Source organism: Allobosea lathyri (assembly GCF_900108245.1).
Classification (GTDB): domain Bacteria; phylum Pseudomonadota; class Alphaproteobacteria; order Rhizobiales; family Beijerinckiaceae; genus Allobosea; species Allobosea lathyri.
This window is the reverse complement of record NZ_FNUY01000003.1, coordinates 508,483-526,094: the sequence shown is the minus strand read 5'-3', so window position 1 is coordinate 526,094 and position 17,612 is coordinate 508,483. Positions and strand designations below refer to the sequence as shown.

The window sequence follows — 17,612 nt, the reverse complement described above, 5'->3', positions numbered from 1 at the left end:
GATTTAGCCTTACATTCTGGGCCCAACTTCGAGTCAGGTCATGAGCACGCTCACCGTCACCGCCAAAGGGCAGGTCACCCTGCGCAAGGACCTTTTGAAGCACCTGGGTGTCCATGCCGGCGAAAAGGTCACCGTGGAGAAGCTTCCCGACGGTCGGATCGAGGTCAGGGCGGCGCGGCCGGCCGGCTCGATTTCAGATGTCTTCGATTTTCTGAAGAGAGAGAACGGCCCGTCCTTGTCGATCGAGGAAATGAATGAGATCGCCTCGCAGGGCTGGGCCGGCAAACGGTGAAGGTCACGGCCGATACCAATGTGCTCGTCCGGGCCATTACGGGCGACCACGAGCGGCAGAGCAAAGCCGCCCGGACGGCACTGGCACAAGCCGAGGTGGTTGCTCTGGCACTACCTGTGCTCTGCGAACTGGTCTGGGTTCTGTCGCGTGGCTACAAAATTCCCGCAGCCGCAATTGCGGAAGCGATCCGACGTTTGCTGGACGCCCAGAATGTCGCGGTGAACCGCCCTGCAGTCGAAGCCGGATTGGCCCTGCTCGAAGCGGGCGGAGACTTTGCCGACGGTGCCATCAACCATGAAGGCCGCTGGCTGGGCGCAGATACGTTCCTCTCCTTCGACAAACAGGCCGTGACGCTGCTGGCAGCGCAAGGCGAGCCAGCTCGCCTGCTCTCATAGGCAGTGTCCACGCCCGCGGCAAAATGTTGGATCGCGCCGCATCGTCAGGGCGCAACGGCTCAAGGCACGCGCTGACAAACTGGCTGAATGATCGGCCAGAAGCGATTCCAACGACTCAGCTTTTCAGGAGCGCCCGCCTAAGGCGCCCTGATCTGCCGGCAGTTGCGCATCGTCGAGGACAGGCAGTCCTGCGCCTTTCTCGCCCGGTCGAGCTCGAGCAGCAGCCAGATTCCGGCACCCAGCAGCACGAGCACGACGATGACACCGAGCAGGTTGACCGTGGTCTTCCAGTCCTCGTCATTGTCCTGCGGCGGGGGCAAGGGATGGCTCAGCCGGCGCCGGGCGGGCGCTGGATCGAGAACAGGCTGTCGACCTCGGCATAATCGGCATAGCCGCAGCGCGCGATCGGGTTCGCACCGGCCGTGTCGAAGCGTCCGTCGCGGATGTAGGCGTCGTCCATGAACACGCCGACGACCTGCCCCAGCACCATCCAGCGTGGGATCTCGTTGCCGTCGAGATCGACCAGTTGCTGGATCGAGAGCAGCTTGCATTCGAGCGCCGCCGGGCTTGCCGCCACGCGGGGCGGCCTGACGAATTTGGACTCGGCCATTTCCAGCCCGGCGTGAACATATTCGTTCTCGCCCCGCGGCAGCGGCGCCGAGGTCATGTTCATCTGCATGGCCAGCGCCTTTGTGGCCAGCGAGCAGGTGAATTCGCGCGTCTCCTCGATGAAGGCGACCGCATCCTTCTTGTTCTCCGAGGAGAACATCACGATGTTCGGCCGCGACGAGACCGCGTTGAAGAAGCTGTAGGGCGAGAGGTTGATTTCGCCCTTGGCGCTCATCGCCGTGATCCAGCCAATCGGACGCGGGGTCACAATCGCCTTGAACGGGTCATGCGGCAGTCCGTGATCGTTCAACGCGCTCGAATAGATCATGGCGATCAGGCCCCGTAATGGCTGACGATGTCAGCGAGCACAGGCCGTTCGCGGTCGGCCGGGGTCGCAGTCGATGTGCCGATATGGACGAAGCCGGCGACGCGCTCGTCCTCCGCGACACCGAAAGCAGTCAGGACCGCCCGGTCGAAGGAGAACCAGTTGGTCAGCCACGAGGCGCCAAATCCCATTGCCTGCGCCGCGACGAGCAGGTTCATGCAGACCGCGCCGGCCGACAATTCCTGCTCCCATAGCGGGATCTTCACATGCGGCCGGGCGCGCGACACCACCGCAACGATCACCGGGGCATAGGTGAGACGGTTGCGTTCGAAAGCGACCTTTTCGGCGTCAGCATCGGGGTTGTTCGCGGCAAACACCTGCGCCACCACATCGGCGGCCTTCTCGCGTGCTGCGCCGGAAAAGACGATGAAGCGCCAGGGAGCCAGCTTGCCATGATCGGGTACGCGCGCGCCGATGGTCAAAAGCTCGTGCAGTTGACCGGCGTCGGGGCCGGGTGCGGTCAGGAATTGCGGCGGCACCGAGCGGCGCAGCTTGAGCAGGGAGAGCGTATCGGTCATGAAGCATCCGGGCGCGAGGAACTCTTCCAGACCTAGTGGTTCGCCATGATGAGGACAAGCAAGCCTGCTCATACATCGCTGCAGGGGCGCTGGGGAACAAAAGCATGTTTGAATTGGATGGTTTCGAAGCGCTGCGCCGGTCTGTAGCCGCCTTGCTTGCGGCCGCGTTCGCTTTGTCGTCCGTCCCCGCCATGGCCCAGGCGCCGGCCGTGGTCCCGAATGGACCCGCACAAGCGGCCCCCGAACCCGCCGCGCCAACGGGGCCCATGGCCTCCCTGGCACTGTCGGCGCAATTCGCGGGCGACCGCAAGCCGATCCGCTCGGGCCTTGCCTGGCGCGTTCTGAGCGAGACCGCCGACGGCTCGCCGCCGCGCATCGTCGCGCGTTCGTCCGATGCCGAGCCCGTCATCCCTTTGCCGCCCGGCACCTATCTGCTGCATGCCGCCTATGGCTTCGCCAGCGGCACCAAGCGCGTCACGCTGGGCCCGCAAGGCCTGCGTGATCAGCTCCAAATCAGCGCCGGCGCTCTGTCCCTTGCAGGCTCGATTGGCGACAACCCGATCGCGCCGGCGCAGCTCTCGTTCTCGGTGTTTGTGCCGCTGCAGGGTAATTCGGAAGGGCGCCTCGTCGTCGGCAATGCCAAGGCCGGGGAACTGATCCGTCTGCCCGAGGGCACCTATCACGTCGTCTCGACCTATGGCGATTCCAACGCTATCCAGCGCGCCGATGTGAAGGTCGAGTCCGGCAAGGTCACCGACGCCACGCTCCACCATCGCGCCGCCCGCGTGACCTTGAAACTCGTCGCGGCTGCAGGCGGCGAGGCCTTTGCGGGCACCGCCTTCAGCGTGCTCACACCCGGCGGCGACGTCATTCGCGAGGCAATCGGCGCGTTTCCGCAGGTCATCCTGGCGGAAGGCGACTATGTGCTGATCGCCCGGCAGGAGGGGCAGGTCTTCTCGCGCGACTTCAAGGTCGAATCCGGGCTCGATCGTGACATCGAGGTGCTGGCGCGCTGAGGTCCTGCCCGGAGCTGCACTTCAGCTCGTCGGAGTCTCAGTTCGTCGGCTCTCAGTTGGTTGATTTGGGGCTTTCGGCCAGATCCGGCTTCGCCCCGGTCAGGGCGCTGACGATGCCGTCCGCGAGCCTGACCGCGAGGCAGCGATAGCTGGCATCGATCGTGTGCAGCCCGTCCATGCCGACGATTTCCTCGGGCGTGAACTGCTTCGCGCGCGCCCAGTTCTTCATCATCGCATAGCGCGGAAACACGGAGACGCCGAGCTCCTCGGCCGTCTTCGTCAGCACGGTGCGATAGTCGTCATAGCGCGGATAGCGGTCGTCCCGCGGCAGCCATTGCAGATCCATCAGCACCATGTCGATGCCGGCAGCCTGGACCTTGGTGATGCCCTTGCGCAGGATCTTGGCGAGCTTCTCTTCGCCGACATGGCGGATCGCATCGTTGACCACCGTCTGCCAGATCACGATCGACGGCTTCTCGTCGATGACATCGGGCTCCATGCGCAACAGCATGTCATAAGCCGACTGGCCGCCGATGCCCTTGTTGATCACCTTGATCTCAGCCGCAGGCAGTCGCCGCTGGAGCTCGGCCTGAAGAACGATCGGATAGCTCTTGTCGTCTGCGCTTGCGCCCGCTCCCGCCGTCGTCGACGATCCCAGCGCGACGATAGTGAGCTTGCCGGTTTCCTGAAGCGCCTTCTTGGCGACGGTCAGAACCGGCTGGAACGGCTGCTGCGCTGCACCGAACCGGCAGCGAAGATCACTCATCGCCGCAAGCGTCATCGGGCCGGCAGAAGCCGCACCCGCCTGGAGGATAAGAGGCAAAGCTATGGCGACGGCGCGCCATGCACCGGCAGTGTATCGGCTTTCGCGCCTTGACGCGTGACAGACTGATACCACGAGAGGAAAATCCCCAATCCAGCCAATATTGTAATCCCGGCCACGCAAACGAGCAACTGCGGGCCAATTGCGAAGGCCGTCTCCGCCAGGATGATCTGGCCGATGATCGAAAGCACGATCCCTACACAGAAGACATCGAGCGAGTGCCGGCCCATCTCGGCGAGGATACGCGCCACCTTGCTGGACAGGAGGCCACGGCCGGCCGGCAGCCAGCGAATGGCCAGCCAGGCCAGGGCCACCACATGCAGGATGCGCGTCCAGGCCAGATTAGTCTTGTCCGAACCGAGCTGGACTGAATCGAACCAGTCATTCAGGGCGGCGATCCCGAACGGATTGCCCATCGACACCTTGGCGGACCATGCGAAGACGAGGAAAGCCACCGCCAGCATGTCCAGCCGCCGCAGGCGCGGTGCGCTGAGACCGAGTTGCGCGGCGCGCCCGATGATCACCCCCAGCGTGAAGATCACCTGCCAGGCGAAGGGATTGAAGAACCACCCGGCCGAGCCGGCATTGGGCAGGTTGAGGCCGAGGAAGAGCGCCGATTGCCAGATGGCCAGCGAAGCCACCAGCGTCGCCAGCGGGCTCACGCGGACGCCGTAATAAATCGCCGGGAACAGGGCCAGCAGCACGATATAGAGCGGCAGGATATCGAGATAATAGGGCTGGTAGCTCAGCGTCAGCGCCTCGACGAGCGCAGCAAAAGTGTCGCTGAAGAAGGGCTGGATATTGATCGCCTCGACATAGAGCGGGTTTTGCGTGCGCGTCACGGCCGCGGCCACGACCCCGCAGACGATGATGAAAACGGCGATATGGGCGATATAGAGCGTCCAGAGCCGCGCTGCGATCTTCAGCGCACCGACGGACAGGCCGCGCCGCTCGATCAGGCCACCATAGGCGAGTGTTGCCGAAACGCCGGCGATCATGACGAAGGCATCGGCCGCGTCGGAAAAGCCGTAATTATGCGGCATATAGGCCGAAACCACATTGCCGGGCATGTGGTTGATGAAGATCACCAGCAGCGCCAACCCTCGCAGCACGTCGATGCGCGCGTCGCGCTGCACGGCCGGATATGCCGCATTGCTGGCAGCGTGGCCGTAAATCAGGAAGTGTCCGAGGGACGACGCAGGCACCACTGACCAGATCCTCAGCAACAGGTGAACGGCACCTGATCGCGAACTTGCAGGGCAACCGACGGTTCCGGCTCACCCGGCGAACATGAACGGCCCCTATCGGATTCGTTCATCTGGCGTTCATATAACAGGCGCGCCCCGCCGTCATCGGAGCATGGCTTCACAACAGCGTGTCTGTGCGGCCGGAGTATGTCTACGCGCCCGACCTGCTCGAAAAATGAGAGAATGAAGGACCAGACTTCAGGCCGCGCGCTCAGTACGGCGGCTCGGCATAGACCAGCTTGCCGTCGATCAGCAGGCGCTTGATCGCCGCATCCCCCGACGATGACACCGCCGCGATCACCTCGATGCGCGAGCGGTCGGTCGTCTCGATGGCGCGGCCACTGCCCTGCGGAACGAAATAGCTCTCGAGCCCGTAGGCGATGCGCAGCCGGTTGCGCCCCTGCGAGCAGTCGAACGTGCCGGCATCGTTCAAGGCGCAGCCACCCGTCGAGACGACGCGCCCGGCCATGACAAGGTCGGGCCCAGCGGCAGGGCGCTCCCTGGACACTCCGGTCGCCCGCGCGAAGCCCTCACCGTCACGGCCCAGCGTCACGAACACGGCATCGCCGCGCCGGAACCCGCGCTCGCCCTGGCGGCTCGCGCCATCGACGGTGCTGATCGGGTAGCTCAGCACGACATAGTCGCCGCGAAACAAATCCCGCGGATCGACCGGCACGGTCTTGAGCCGGATTTCGGTTCCCGCACGCAGGATGCCCGCACGGCTTTCGACCAGCGCGAGCAGGCCGCCGACCAGCACCAGCATCGCGGCCAGCGTGCGCCAGAGCAGCGGCACCCGGGCGACCAGTTCATCAGCGCTCGGAGCTTTCATGCCGCGCCCTCGCTTGCCGGAGGATTGAGGCGCGCAAACAGTCGGCGTGCGCCGCTCGCCAGCCCCAGAAGCACGGCGCCGGCCACCAGGAAGAACAGCGACTGGTCGAGCAGCGTCCCGATCGTCTGCCAGAGCAGGATCAGGATCGCGATGCCAAACAGGGCCGAGCCGGAGATGAGGATGCGCCGGTCGCCTCCGATAGCTCCGGCAACGACGAGCGCGATGGCGGAAAACAGGATCAGGCTCGCAATCACGATCTTGCCGCCGAGCCCAACCACGCCGCCGCTCCAGAACACAGGCGGCACGAGCAGGGCCAAAATCAGAGCGACGGCAAGCGGCCAGGCAAAGCGGCGCTCTCGTGCCAGCGCCGCAACGGCCATGACAGCCGGAACCGCGACCGCATAGGCGACGAAGACCAGCCAGAACGCGTGGCCGGCCCGCGACTCGGTGGCGTCGAGAATCCGGATCAGCTCGACATTGAGCACGATCAGCAGCCCGATCAGCCCCCAGGGCAGGCAGGCGGTCAGGAGAGCCGGCCGGCCACGATCGAGAGCGAAGGCGCCAAGCGAAACGTAGAACGCCGACACAGCGAGCGCATAGGCCAGCAGCGCATAGTCGAAGCGGCCAATGGCCCAGTTGCCCGGCAGCAGCGCCAGCCACAATGCCAGGGCCAGAACGGCGAGATGATGCACCAGACGGTTGCGCCTCGGCCATGCCAGCCACAAGGCAGGCAGATACAGCGCGAAGAACGCGACATGGCGCGCGCCTTCGCTCTCCTCCCAGCGTCCGGCGCTCCAGGCGCAGATCGCCACGAAGGCGATCACCAGAGCCCCGTCGGAACGGAGCAGCAAGGCAACGGCCAGCGCGCCGATCGCGACGAGCATGGCGCCAGCCGGCCAATCGGCCGGCAGGTGATACATCTGGCCGATCAGCGCGATGCCTGCCGCGAAGACCAGCACGCCACAGGTCGCGGCCGCATCAGCGCCGGATGATGAGCCGCGGCTTTGCAGCCGTGCCGCCGTGGCCAGCGCGACGATGACGCCGGCGAGGATCATGCCGAGCTTCACCAGCCGGGGGATCTCTTCCCAGTTGGCCGCGACGAAGGCTGCAACGCTCGCGGCAATCAGCAGCCCGCCGAACATGCCGAGCAGCGCCGGAAGCCGGAATCCGCCCTCACGCGCCAGCGATCCCCGGATTGCGCTCGCACTATCGGCGCTGAGGAGCCCCTCGCCGACCCATTTGATCAGATCGGCATTAAGCCGCTTGCGATAGGACCCCGTCAGCATGGGCGGCAATCTGGCATGAGGATGGCGCTATTGGCGAGAGGCGGTAAGGCTGCCGTCATGCTCGGGCTCGACCCGAGCATCTCCGGAGGGAGATTCTCGGGTCTGCGCTGACGCTTCGCCCGAGAATGACGCGCGTGGCCATCAGGCGGCCGCCCGTTCCTTCTTGAGGCGCTTGAGATCGGGCGGCATCGCCTCGTCGGTCAGGCTGGCCAGCATCGCGTCGAGCGACATCACCGTCTGCGCCTGGCTGCCGAGACGGCGGACCGTCACCGTCCGCTCCTCCGCCTCGCGCTTGCCCACAGCCAGGATCACCGGCACCTTCGCCAATGAATGCTCGCGCACCTTGTAGCTGATCTTCTCGTTGCGAAGATCGGCGCGCGCCCGCAATCCCGCCGACAGGCAGGCCATGGTGACGTCTTCGGCGTAAGCATCAGCTTCGGACGTGATCGGGCAGACCAGAATCTGCTCCGGCGAGAGCCAGAGCGGGAAATGGCCGGCAAAATTCTCGATCAGAATGCCGGTGAACCGCTCCAGCGAGCCGCAGATGGCGCGATGGACCATGCTCGGCGTCTTCTTCTCGCCGTCGGAGCCGATATAGAACGCGCCGAAACGCTCGGGCAGGTTGAAGTCGACCTGCGTCGTGCCGCATTGCCAGTCGCGGCCGATGGCGTCGCGCAGAACGTACTCGAATTTCGGCCCGTAGAAGGCGCCCTCGCCCGGATTGATCTCGGTCTTGATCCGGTTGCCGGATTGCGACGCGATCTCGATCAGCACGCGGTTCATCACATCCTCGGCATGGTCCCACATCGCGTCGGTGCCGACCCGCTTCTCGGGCCGTGTCGAGAGCTTGATGACGAGATCGTCGGTGAAGCCGAAATCGGCATAGACCGACAGGATCAGCTCGTTGATCTTGAGGCACTCGGCCGCAAGATGCTCCTCCGAGCAGAAGATATGCGCGTCGTCCTGCGTGAAGCCGCGCACGCGCATCAGCCCATGCAGCGCGCCTGACGGCTCATAGCGATGCACCGCCCCGAATTCGGCGAGCCGGATCGGCAGGTCGCGATAGCTCTTCAGCCCGTGCTTGAAGATCTGCACATGGCCCGGGCAGTTCATGGGCTTAAGCGCAAACACCTTCTGGTCGCGCGTCGGATCGTTGGGGTTCTCGAAGGCCGAGGCCGACTTCACCGCGAACATGTTGTCCTGGTACCAGCCCCAATGGCCCGACGTCTCCCAGAGCGACTTGTCGAGGATCTGCGGCGCATTGACCTCCTCATAGTCGGCGGCGAGCCGGCGACGCATATAGGTCAGGATTTCCTGGAACAGCCGCCAGCCCTTGGAGTGCCAGAACACGACGCCGGGCCCCTCCTCCTGGAAGTGGAACAGGTTCATCTCGCGGCCGAGCTTGCGGTGGTCGCGCTTCTCGGCCTCCTCGATCTGCGTCAGATGCGCGTCGAGCTGCTCCTGCTTGGCGAAGGCGGTGCCATAGATGCGCGTCAGCATGGCGTTGTCGCTGTTGCCGCGCCAATAGGCGCCAGCGACCTTCATCAGCTTGAACGCAGTCCCGACCTTGCCGACCGAGGTCATGTGCGGGCCGCGGCACAGGTCGATCCAGTCGCCCTGCGCATACATCTTCAGCGTCTGGTCTTCCGGGATCGCGTCGACCAGCTCGACCTTGTAGGCCTCGCCCTTGTCGGCGAAGAATTTCTTCGCCTTGTCGCGGCTCCACTCTTCCTTGGTGAAGGGAGCATCGCGCGCGATGATCTCGCGCATCTTCTTCTCGATCGGCTCGAAATCCTCCGGCGTGAAGGGCTCGTTGCGCGCGAAATCGTAGAAGAAGCCGCCTTCGATCACCGGGCCGATCGTGACCTGCGTGCCCGGATAGAGCGCCTGCACGGCCTCGGCCAGCACGTGGGCGCAGTCATGGCGGATCAACTCGAGCGCGCGCGGATCGTCGCGGGTCAGGAACTCGACCTTCGCGTCGGTCTCGATTGGGTCGCCGAGGTCGACGACCACGCCATCGAGCGCCATCGCAACGGTGCGCTTCAAAAGGGAGGGAGAAATGCCGCCGGCAAGCGCCTTTCCGGTGATGCCGGAGGGGAATTCACGCTTTGCGCCATCGGGAAATGTCAGGGAGATCGTCATCGATCGCTTTCCTGCTCACTCGGGGATACCTACCCCGTAAGTCAAGGCCGGCTACGGATGCGGAGCTCTCGTTCCATCGCCCGCAGCCGGTTGCGCGTCGGAATCGAAGGCCGCGATCACGCTTTCGCGAGGCGCGTTAACCCCGCGCCAGCGGCCATAGGACCACGGCCTATACCAGGTCGAGCCCGGCGGCAATTCCTCGCAGACCAGATCGATCCCGCTCGTACCCAGCGGCGTACAGCGGCAAACCCTGGAAAAACCGACCCAACCGCCGCGCCACAGGCCAAAACGCTGGATCGCCTCGTCGGTGTAGGTGGAGCAGCTCGGCCAGTGCCGGCAGTGCCGGCCGATCAGCATGGACAGGCTGAGCTGGTAGCCGCGGATCAGCAAATGTGCCCCGCGACGCGGGATGCGCGCGAAGGTTGTGGAAAGCCTTTGTTCAGGAGGGATATGAGACGATGGTGTCGTCGGTCGTTCCCGATTCGTCGTCACCTGGTCCGCCTCCCTTGATTGATACGAAACATGATGCGCGCTGAACAATTCCGCTATGCCGCCGCCGGCCTCGCCCTGATGCTCGGACTCGGCCTGGCCGCTCCCGCCGTTGCCCAGCAACGCTCCTATCTGATCTGGCTCGAGCCCGGAAAGCTCGACATTGCCAAGGTCATCGGCCTGCCGCCGGCTCAGAATACGCCGGAAGCCAAGGCCGAGTTCGACCAGGTGCTCCATATCAGCTCGACGCGCACTCCGGAGCGCGAGAAGGCAGCGATCGCCGACCAGTACCAGACGCTGGCCCGCTTCCTCGCCGGCCTCGACAACACCTATGTCGACGGCACCCATCGCGAGGTGCGGCTGCTGTTCAGGGAGGCGCAGGTCGAACTCAGCATCGCGCTGCTGAGCGTGCGCCGCCTGACCAACCGTCCCCGGCCCTTCACGGTCTGGAACAAGGTCAGGGTGAAGCCCTGCCCCGGCGGCCGACCTGAGGGCAGCTCCTTCCCCTCCGGCCATGCCGCCACGGCCGCGCTCTACGCTGAACTTCTCTCGGTCGCAGCCCCGGAATTTGCAGACAAGTTCGAGGAGCGGGTCAAGGAATATGGCGAGAGCCGCCTGATCTGCGGCTTTCACTATCCCACCGACCTCGTCGCCGGCGAAAAAGCCGGGCGCGCAGTCGCAAAGGCCCTGCTCGCCGAGCGCGCCTTCCGGGCCCGCTTCGACGAAACGGTACCCGAGATCAGACTGGCGCTCGGCCTGAAATAGCTCAGGCCGCCGCCTCGCGGCGCTTGGCCTCGATCTGCCCGATGGCGTCGACGACGGCATCGAAAGTCAGCATGGTCGAGGCGTGCCGCGCCTTGTAGTCGCGCACCGGAACCAGCACGGCCAGGTCGCTCCACTTGCCGGCCGGCGGCTCGGCATTCTCCTTCAGGATCGCGCGCGCCTGTTCGCGCACGAGCCGCAACTCCCCCGCGGTCGAGCCGATGACATGGCGCGCCATGATCGAGGACGAAGCCTGCCCAAGCGCGCAGGCCTTCACGTCGTGCCCGAAGCCGGTGACCACATCGCCTTCCATGGTGACATCGACTGTCACTGTCGAACCGCATAATTTCGAATGCGCCTTTGCGGTCGCATCGGGAGCCGGGAGCCGATCCAGCAATGGAATATTGGCAGCAAGTTCCAGGATGCGCTTGTTATAGACGTCGTTCAGCATGCCGTGATCTCCGCCGGGTCTGGAATGACCGGCGCCAAGATCCAATATAGGGTTGATGACCGGCGAGCGGGAGAGCGTTTATCCGCTTCCGTCGCCGGGAAACTTGTCGCACCGGCCTGGCAACCGTATCGCTTGCGAGGCTGATTTCACTGTAACGGGAGGCACCACATGATCCCTGTGGTTAAGTCCTTGTCCGTCGAGCGGGCGCTCAGCCCCTCCGCTGACAAGTTTCTGGTCAAGAAGCCGACGCAGGAGCAGGCCGAGGAGGCCGTTCGCACGCTGATCCTCTGGGCCGGCGACGATCCGTCGCGCGAAGGGCTGACCGAGACGCCGCAGCGCGTCGCAAAGGCCTACAAGGAATTCTACAAGGGCTATGACGAGGACCCCGAGGTCATCCTCGATCGTGTCTTCGAGGAGGTCGACGGCTACCGGGACATGGTGCTGGTCCGCGACATCCCGTTCTATTCGCATTGCGAGCACCACATGGTGCCCTTCGTCGGCAAGGCGCATATCGGCTACTACCCGTCGGAAGGCGTCGTAGGCCTCTCCAAGCTCGCGCGGATCGTCGATGTCTATGCCCGCCGCCTGCAGACGCAGGAGAGCATGACGGCGCAGATCGCCCAGGTCATCGAGGCGGCCCTGAAGCCGCGCGGCGTCGCCGTCCTGATCGAGGCCGAGCATATGTGCATGTCGATGCGCGGGGTGCAGAAACAGGGCTCGTCGACCATGACGACGCAGTATACCGGCCTCTTCAAGGATCCGGCCGAGCAGGTCCGCTTCTTCACGATGGTCAAGTCGCCGGGACTTTAAGACCGATTTGAGGGCCCACTGTTGATGTTTGGAAACATGCGTCATCCTGGGCGCAGCGGAGCGGAGACCCGGGATCCATCGGAGGGCTCCGACGATCTACGATGGATCCCGGAGCTGCGCGGCCTCGCCGCTTGTCCAGGATGACGCTGTGTTTCCACGCAAGACATGATGAACCAGCCCGCAGAACACGCCTTTCCGACGGAGTCAGACATTGAGCCCCTTCCCCATCGCGACGGACAAGAAGGCCCTCGAGGAGGGAACTGTCCTGGCCCCGCGCTTCGATGCCAACGGCCTCGTCACCTGCGTCACCACCGATGCCGCGACCGGCGAACTGCTGATGGTCGCCCATATGAACGCCGAGTCGCTCCGCCTCAGCATCGAGAGCGGCGAGGCCTGGTACTGGTCGCGCTCGCGCGCCGAACTCTGGCACAAGGGCGCGACTTCGGGTCAGATCCAGACCATCGTCGAGATGCGCGTGGACTGCGATCAGGATGCCATCTGGCTCAAGGTTTCGGTCGCTGGCGATGGCGGCTGCTGCCACACCGGGCGCCACTCCTGCTTCTACCGCGTGCAGCCCTTGCGCGAGCCTTCGGCCAGACCGCTGGCCTTCGCCTGATGGTGGCGATCTTGCCTATCCTTTCACCAATCCTACATGCTTCTGTCAAAAGCCCGCGATATCAGCGAGCATTGGGCAGTCTTGTTCACGTTTCGCTCATCGCGACCTGCGACCCTTAGGTTCGACGGAGGAACCGGGTCATGATGTGGGATGACATCGCGCGACGAGCCTTTGGTCTGGGCGGAGGTGGGGCTCCAATGAATGACATGACCATCGACGTGCCACCCCGGCGGGGGCGGCCGAAGATCGGCCTTGCACTCGGCGGCGGAGCAGCCCGCGGCTGGGCCCATATCGGTGTGCTCGAAGTCCTCGCCGAAGCCGGATATGCCCCCGATGTCATCGCCGGAACCTCGATCGGAGCCGTGGTCGGCGGCTGCTTCGCCGCAGGCAAGCTGCCCCAGCTTTCGGAATTTGCCGCGAGCCTGACCAAGCGGCGGGTTGTCGGGCTGATGGATTTCCATATCGGCGGCGCCGGCCTGATCGCTGGCGGAAGGCTGAAGCGCCTGCTCCACCGCGATCTCACCGGCATCCGCGTCGAGGAACTGCCGCTACGCTTCGTCGCGATCGCAACCGAGCTCGGCACCGGACACGAGATCTGGCTGACGCACGGCCCTCTGGTCGAAGCATTGGGGGCATCCTACGCGCTGCCCGGCGTCTTCGATCCTGTGAAACTGGGCGGCCGCTGGCTGATGGACGGCGCGCTCGTCAATCCCGTTCCCGTCACCGCCGCGCGCGCGCTCGGCGCCGATATCGTGATCTGCGTCAATCTGAACAGCGATCTCGCCGGTCGCGGCACCGTCATCCAAAATCACGCAGCCGATCCTGATCCTGTCGTGCCCGAACTCGACATCCGCCCGACCTCGCGCTGGCTTGGCGGCATCACCGGCGCGGCACGGCGCATGCGCGGGCTCGTCGGTCGTCAGGCCGACGATCGGCCCGGGCTCGCCGGCGTGATGATCGACGCCTTCAACATCACCCAGGATCGCATTTCGCGTTCGCGACTGGCAGGCGACCCGCCGGACGTGATGATCGGGCCCAAGCTCGGGCGCGTCGGGCTGTTCGATTTCCATCGCGCCGACGAGACGATCGAATTCGGCCGGCATGCGGCGCGGCGCGCCCTCGACGAGATCGCCGCCGTCGTTGCCGCCAACCACGTCGCGGCAGACTGACGGCAGCGGGTTTCGCCGTGAGTCAGGCCATCGCGATATAGTCGCGCATCGCCCGGCTTTCGGCTTCGATCGCCGCAACGCGATGCTTCACGACATCGCCGATGGATACGATGCCCGAGACGCGCCCGTTCTCGACGACCGGGACATGGCGGAAGCGGCCCGAGGTCATGATCTCCATCAACTCGTCGACGCTGGTCTGGGCTCGGCAGGTCACCACCTTGGCCGTCATCACGCGCGAGACGGGGCTTTCCAGTGCGGCCGGCCCGCTCTCGCCAAGCGCGCGGATGATGTCGCGTTCCGACAGGATACCGATCAGCGCCCCGTCGGCGCCCGAAACCACCAGCGCGCCGATACGCTTCTCGCTGAGAATGCGGATCGCCTCCGCCAGCGTGCGATGCGGCTGTACCGAGATGACATCGTGCCCCTTGTCGCCAAGCAGCTGTTCGACATTCATGAGTGGCTCCTCCTTCGCAGGCGACGCCGTAGACCGGCGCGCGGACCAGCTAGGCTGCTGCCCGGCCGCTGACGGAATCACTCGCCAAAGAGGCCGTATCAGCCCTTCGCAATGATGCGAGTGTGAGCGAAGACGGTGGCGCAGGCAAGGCTCCGCCGTCCTCATCCAGTGCGCAGTCGCGGGCTCGATATCCCAGGTAGCGCAAAATCGCTCCCGGCCGGTAGCACCTCGCGCTAGATTGCTACGCAGTGCCCGGCAAATGAGCTCAACATCCATCCGGAGCCGACGGCGACCCCAATGTCGCCGCCTCTCGCTTCCGAACCAAAGGCCGGGCCGTGTCAGGGAGAAACACCATGACGACCTACATCATGCTGGCCAACTGGACCGACAACGGCGCGCGAAACGTCAAGGATTCGCCCACCCGCCTCGACGCCGCCAAGAAGGCGCTGGGGGGCATGGGCGGCGAATTCAAATCCTTCTTCATGACGATGGGCGAATACGATCTCGTCGCCGTCTATGAGGCGCCCGACGATGCCGTCGCCGCGCGTTTCTGCCTGCAACTCGCCATGCAGGGCAGCATTCGCACGCGCACGCTGAAGGCCTTCCCCGAAGCGGCCTATCGGGAGATCGTGCGCTCGGTCAGCTAGACAGGCTGCAACGATCAAGCGCCGGCCTCGCGCGAGACGGCGGCCTCGACTTTTCGAAGCCGCCGCTAGACGCGAACGCGGGCAGGCCGGACAGCGCCCCGGTCCAGCAAGGGAAACAGCAGCAATCCGACGAGGAAGCCGCCGATATGCGCCTCCCAAGCGATGCTGGTCTCCTCCCCGAAGATCGGCACCAGCCCGGCGCCGAACAGGATATTGGTCGCAAACCAGATCCCGATGAACAGCAATGCGCGCGAATTGCGCCAGAGCTCGCCAAATCGCTCGCCCGGGATCGCGCGCACCACGGCGTCGTCGCCGAGTTCGCCGAAGCGCAGGCCCGGCGCGAAGACGAAGCGGATCGCCGCCGCCGTCGCGCCTGATACTGCTGCCGAGGCCCCGACCAGCGGCAGCACGTCGAGCTCGCGCGACCACCAGTGCAGCAGCGCGCCACCGATCGTGGCCAAGCCCATCAGGTTGAGGAAACGGCCCGGACCAAGTCGCCGCGCCACCGGGCTGCCGAAGGCGGCGAACCAGACGACGTTCGAAACGAGGTGCAGCCAGGAACCGTGCAGCAGCCCATAGCTCAACAGGGTCCATAGCCGCGGACCGCCATCGGCCAGCAACAGGCGCACGAGTTGCAGCCTGTCGGCGATGTCCTGCCCCGCCGTCGATTGCGTCAGTGCGCTGACGACATCGTCGATGCGGTCTGGAGACAGCCACAGCGTCAGACGGCCGGGAACGAAGGCGAACCAGGACATCAGCACGTAGTCATCATAGTCGGACAAAAGCGCCCGCCCCGCCTGGATGAGCGTCAGCAGCGCGATCAGCCAGACCACCACTGAAGGAAGGTTCAGGACGGGTTCGCGCACTGGGGGAACGGGAGGACGGGGGTCGATGTCAGCCATGCGCCGAACCCTTGCCGAAGCCACTCGCGGTGGCAAGCCGTCGCGACGGATGACACCCCAACGAAAAAGGGGAGCGACCTCGCGGCCCTCCCCTTTTCCCGGCTGTGCCGGCGCTCAAACGCAACAAAGCGCCGCGGTCACATCCGCCACCCCACCGGACATGGGCGCCTGCGCGCCCACGAAGCTCGTCGCATTTGATATGCATTTTAACTGGTTATCCACAATCTCAACCTTTCGTTAACCTTAACGCACCCCTCCGGCTTTCTCGGCCCGATGCCCGTGGCAAGACGGCATGCCGGATGCGTCGTCAGATTCGTGAAGGACTGACTCGTCCCCCTTTCATACGTTTATGCGTCACTCCGGGACGCGTGGCGCATGAAATGGAGACCGCCCGCAGCATTGGACGCTTGAATGAAGAACACGAGCACCCGTCTGGTTTTCGAGTATTGGGACGCGCTGCGTGGTGATCGCGCGGCGCCCGAACGTGGCGAGATCGAGCCCGGCGCGCTGCGCCATGCTCTGGCCGACACCTTCGTCCTCGAGAACGAACCGATCGGGCCGGTTTTCCGCCTTGCGGGCACCAGGCTCTGCGCCCTGCTCGGCCACGAATTGCGCGGCCGCGCCTTCACGGCCCTGTGGCCGGACGTCGAATCGCAGGGCGACATGCGCCGGCTGGTCCAGACCGTGATGGACGAGACCGCAGGCGCGGTCGCTGGCCTCGCCGGCGAAACGCAAACCGGCGCCCCGATCTATCTCGAGCTGCTGCTGCTGCCCTTGCGCTATCGCGGCCGCACCCATGCCCGCGTGCTCGGCGCCCTTTCGCCCGCCATCGCGCCTGAATGGCTCGGGCTCGACACGCTCGCTTCGATGCGCATGATCTCGCTGCGCATGCTCTGGCCGGCCTCGGCCGCGCGCTCGGCTCCGGAGCCGCGACGCGCCAGCCCGCCCAGATTCATGGTCCTTCCCGGCGGCCGCGCCTGAAAATTGAACCAAACGTTAACCAGAACCCGCCTAGGATCGGCTGAAATCAGGCAGATCCTTAATGTTGAGCGCGCTGCAAACGCCCCGTACGGCCATCCGTCCTGTCGAGCGCAGGCGGCACTACCGCATGAAGGTCGTCCTGCTGGGCCGCTACATGCTGCCCAACCGCATGGAATATCCATGCCAGAGCCTCGACATCTCTCCCGGCGGCCTGCACATCGCCGCACCTGCCAAGGCAGCCCCCGGCGAACGCGTCATCGTCTATCTTGAACATCTCGGCCGGATCGAGGGCGTCTGCGTGCGCACTACGATGGAAGGCTTCGCGATGACGATCACCGCGACCAGCCGGAAGCGCGAGAAATTCACCGCTCAGCTGACCTGGCTCGCCAATCGCGAGGAACTTGGTCTTCCCGAGGACCGCCGCCACGAGCGCGTCGTGCCCCGCAACCCGCGTGCCGTCCTGGCCCTCGACGACGGCGCCGAACATGTCGTGCGCATCATCGACATCTCGCTCTCGGGTGCCGCCTTCAGCACGGATCTCGATCTGCCCATGGGCACGCCGGTCAAGATCGGCTCGACGCTGGCCAGGATCGTGCGTCGCTTCGACGGCGGTTTTGCCGCCGAGTTCCGCTTCCCGCTGTCAGCGGACCGGCTCGACGAGAACCTCGAGCTCTGATCGCCCGCGCCAAGGCGCTCCCGGCGATCAGATCCTTCCCCATCCCGGCAGGTGGATTGTGTCCGCCCTCTTGCGCGGTTTGCCCACCACGATCATAGCACGCGCCCGCCTCG

The 17,612-nt window shown here is 65.1% G+C and carries 22 protein-coding genes; 10 read left to right on the top strand and 12 right to left on the bottom strand.

All coding sequences use genetic code 11. From position 1 onward, the window contains the following. The first annotated feature begins 40 nt into the window (after positions 1-40). Positions 41-292, top strand: coding sequence for an AbrB/MazE/SpoVT family DNA-binding domain-containing protein (locus C4S73_RS10060; protein ID WP_103872319.1), 252 nt, complete (start codon positions 41-43; stop codon positions 290-292). Further along, a complete protein-coding gene (locus C4S73_RS10055) occupies positions 289-687 on the top strand; it encodes a type II toxin-antitoxin system VapC family toxin (RefSeq protein WP_103872318.1) in 399 nt (132 codons plus the stop codon). Before C4S73_RS10060 ends, C4S73_RS10055 begins: the two co-directional genes overlap by 4 nt. Positions 688-824: 137 nt before the next feature. Here C4S73_RS10055 and C4S73_RS10050 read toward each other — a convergent pair whose 3' ends face one another. The 3 genes from C4S73_RS10050 to C4S73_RS10040 are packed head-to-tail and all read right to left on the bottom strand — an operon-like array spanning position 825 to position 2,199. Further along, positions 825-1,007 carry a hypothetical protein gene (locus tag C4S73_RS10050; protein WP_244595527.1) on the bottom strand — a complete coding sequence of 61 codons (183 nt, stop codon included), beginning with the start codon at positions 1,005-1,007 and terminating at the stop codon, positions 825-827. Positions 1,008-1,015: 8 nt separating this feature from the next. Continuing rightward, positions 1,016-1,624, bottom strand: coding sequence for a flavin reductase family protein (locus C4S73_RS10045; RefSeq protein WP_103872317.1), 609 nt, complete (start codon positions 1,622-1,624; stop codon positions 1,016-1,018). Positions 1,625-1,629: 5 nt separating this feature from the next. After that, complete coding sequence (locus tag C4S73_RS10040) at positions 1,630-2,199, bottom strand: nitroreductase family protein (protein ID WP_103872316.1); 570 nt, start codon at positions 2,197-2,199, stop codon at positions 1,630-1,632. 104 nt (positions 2,200-2,303) lie between these two features. On the opposite strand from C4S73_RS10040, the gene C4S73_RS10035 reads away from it, so the two are divergent. Further along, positions 2,304-3,215, top strand: a complete 912-nt coding sequence (locus tag C4S73_RS10035) for a hypothetical protein (RefSeq protein WP_103872458.1) — start codon at positions 2,304-2,306, stop codon at positions 3,213-3,215. Between the two features lie 52 nt (positions 3,216-3,267). Here C4S73_RS10035 and C4S73_RS10030 read toward each other — a convergent pair whose 3' ends face one another. From C4S73_RS10030 to yidD, 6 genes are all read right to left on the bottom strand, one after another. Beyond that, on the bottom strand, positions 3,268-3,981 hold the full coding sequence (locus C4S73_RS10030) for an SGNH/GDSL hydrolase family protein (protein ID WP_160115718.1): 714 nt from the start codon (positions 3,979-3,981) through the stop codon (positions 3,268-3,270). 59 nt (positions 3,982-4,040) lie between these two features. After that, positions 4,041-5,243 carry an OpgC family protein gene (locus C4S73_RS10025; RefSeq protein WP_160115717.1) on the bottom strand — a complete coding sequence of 401 codons (1,203 nt, stop codon included), beginning with the start codon at positions 5,241-5,243 and terminating at the stop codon, positions 4,041-4,043. 253 nt (positions 5,244-5,496) lie between these two features. After that, on the bottom strand, positions 5,497-6,114 hold the full coding sequence (locus C4S73_RS28185; protein ID WP_160115716.1) for a GDYXXLXY domain-containing protein: 618 nt from the start codon (positions 6,112-6,114) through the stop codon (positions 5,497-5,499). After that, complete coding sequence (locus tag C4S73_RS10015; protein ID WP_103872313.1) at positions 6,111-7,400, bottom strand: DUF2157 domain-containing protein; 1,290 nt, start codon at positions 7,398-7,400, stop codon at positions 6,111-6,113. The genes C4S73_RS28185 and C4S73_RS10015 overlap by 4 nt, the downstream gene beginning before the upstream one ends. Positions 7,401-7,541: 141 nt before the next feature. Beyond that, positions 7,542-9,542, bottom strand: coding sequence for a threonine--tRNA ligase (gene thrS / locus C4S73_RS10010; RefSeq protein ID WP_103872312.1), 2,001 nt, complete (start codon positions 9,540-9,542; stop codon positions 7,542-7,544). 51 nt (positions 9,543-9,593) lie between these two features. Continuing rightward, positions 9,594-9,953, bottom strand: a complete 360-nt coding sequence (gene yidD / locus C4S73_RS28635) for a membrane protein insertion efficiency factor YidD (protein ID WP_280177587.1) — start codon at positions 9,951-9,953, stop codon at positions 9,594-9,596. 114 nt (positions 9,954-10,067) lie between these two features. Between yidD and C4S73_RS10000 the strand changes: the two genes are divergently transcribed. Further along, positions 10,068-10,796: a phosphatase PAP2 family protein gene (locus tag C4S73_RS10000; protein ID WP_244595526.1), complete on the top strand. Its 729-nt coding sequence runs from the start codon at positions 10,068-10,070 to the stop codon at positions 10,794-10,796. 1 nt (position 10,797) lies between these two features. Here C4S73_RS10000 and C4S73_RS09995 read toward each other — a convergent pair whose 3' ends face one another. Then, positions 10,798-11,244 (bottom strand): iron-sulfur cluster assembly scaffold protein, encoded by a 447-nt coding sequence (locus C4S73_RS09995; protein WP_103872310.1) that lies wholly within the window; start codon positions 11,242-11,244, stop codon positions 10,798-10,800. Between the two features lie 168 nt (positions 11,245-11,412). On the opposite strand from C4S73_RS09995, the gene folE reads away from it, so the two are divergent. From folE to C4S73_RS09980, 3 genes are all read left to right on the top strand, one after another. After that, positions 11,413-12,054 (top strand): GTP cyclohydrolase I FolE, encoded by a 642-nt coding sequence (gene folE, locus C4S73_RS09990; RefSeq protein ID WP_103872309.1) that lies wholly within the window; start codon positions 11,413-11,415, stop codon positions 12,052-12,054. Positions 12,055-12,265: 211 nt separating this feature from the next. Beyond that, the gene (hisI, locus tag C4S73_RS09985; protein WP_103872308.1) at positions 12,266-12,670 is read left to right on the top strand and encodes a phosphoribosyl-AMP cyclohydrolase; all 405 of its coding nucleotides are present in this window, start codon (positions 12,266-12,268) and stop codon (positions 12,668-12,670) included. Positions 12,671-12,867: 197 nt separating this feature from the next. After that, on the top strand, positions 12,868-13,839 hold the full coding sequence (locus tag C4S73_RS09980) for a patatin-like phospholipase family protein (RefSeq protein ID WP_244595525.1): 972 nt from the start codon (positions 12,868-12,870) through the stop codon (positions 13,837-13,839). Positions 13,840-13,861: 22 nt separating this feature from the next. Here the strand turns inward: C4S73_RS09980 and C4S73_RS09975 are convergent, their stop codons facing one another. Continuing rightward, entirely contained in the window at positions 13,862-14,293 is a 432-nt protein-coding gene (locus tag C4S73_RS09975) for a CBS domain-containing protein (protein ID WP_103872306.1), read from the bottom strand. A gap of 353 nt (positions 14,294-14,646) precedes the next feature. Between C4S73_RS09975 and C4S73_RS09970 the strand changes: the two genes are divergently transcribed. Beyond that, the gene (locus C4S73_RS09970) at positions 14,647-14,940 is read left to right on the top strand and encodes a GYD domain-containing protein (RefSeq protein ID WP_103872305.1); all 294 of its coding nucleotides are present in this window, start codon (positions 14,647-14,649) and stop codon (positions 14,938-14,940) included. Between the two features lie 65 nt (positions 14,941-15,005). Here C4S73_RS09970 and C4S73_RS09965 read toward each other — a convergent pair whose 3' ends face one another. Further along, positions 15,006-15,842 (bottom strand): rhomboid family intramembrane serine protease, encoded by an 837-nt coding sequence (locus C4S73_RS09965; RefSeq protein ID WP_103872304.1) that lies wholly within the window; start codon positions 15,840-15,842, stop codon positions 15,006-15,008. Between the two features lie 411 nt (positions 15,843-16,253). Here C4S73_RS09965 and C4S73_RS09960 point away from each other — a divergent pair, with 411 nt between their 5' ends. Together C4S73_RS09960 and C4S73_RS09955 are read left to right on the top strand one after the other, a co-directional pair. Beyond that, positions 16,254-16,823 carry a PAS domain-containing protein gene (locus C4S73_RS09960; protein ID WP_103872303.1) on the top strand — a complete coding sequence of 190 codons (570 nt, stop codon included), beginning with the start codon at positions 16,254-16,256 and terminating at the stop codon, positions 16,821-16,823. Between the two features lie 61 nt (positions 16,824-16,884). Further along, on the top strand, positions 16,885-17,499 hold the full coding sequence (locus tag C4S73_RS09955) for a PilZ domain-containing protein (protein ID WP_103872302.1): 615 nt from the start codon (positions 16,885-16,887) through the stop codon (positions 17,497-17,499). The last annotated feature ends 113 nt before the right edge of the window (positions 17,500-17,612 follow it).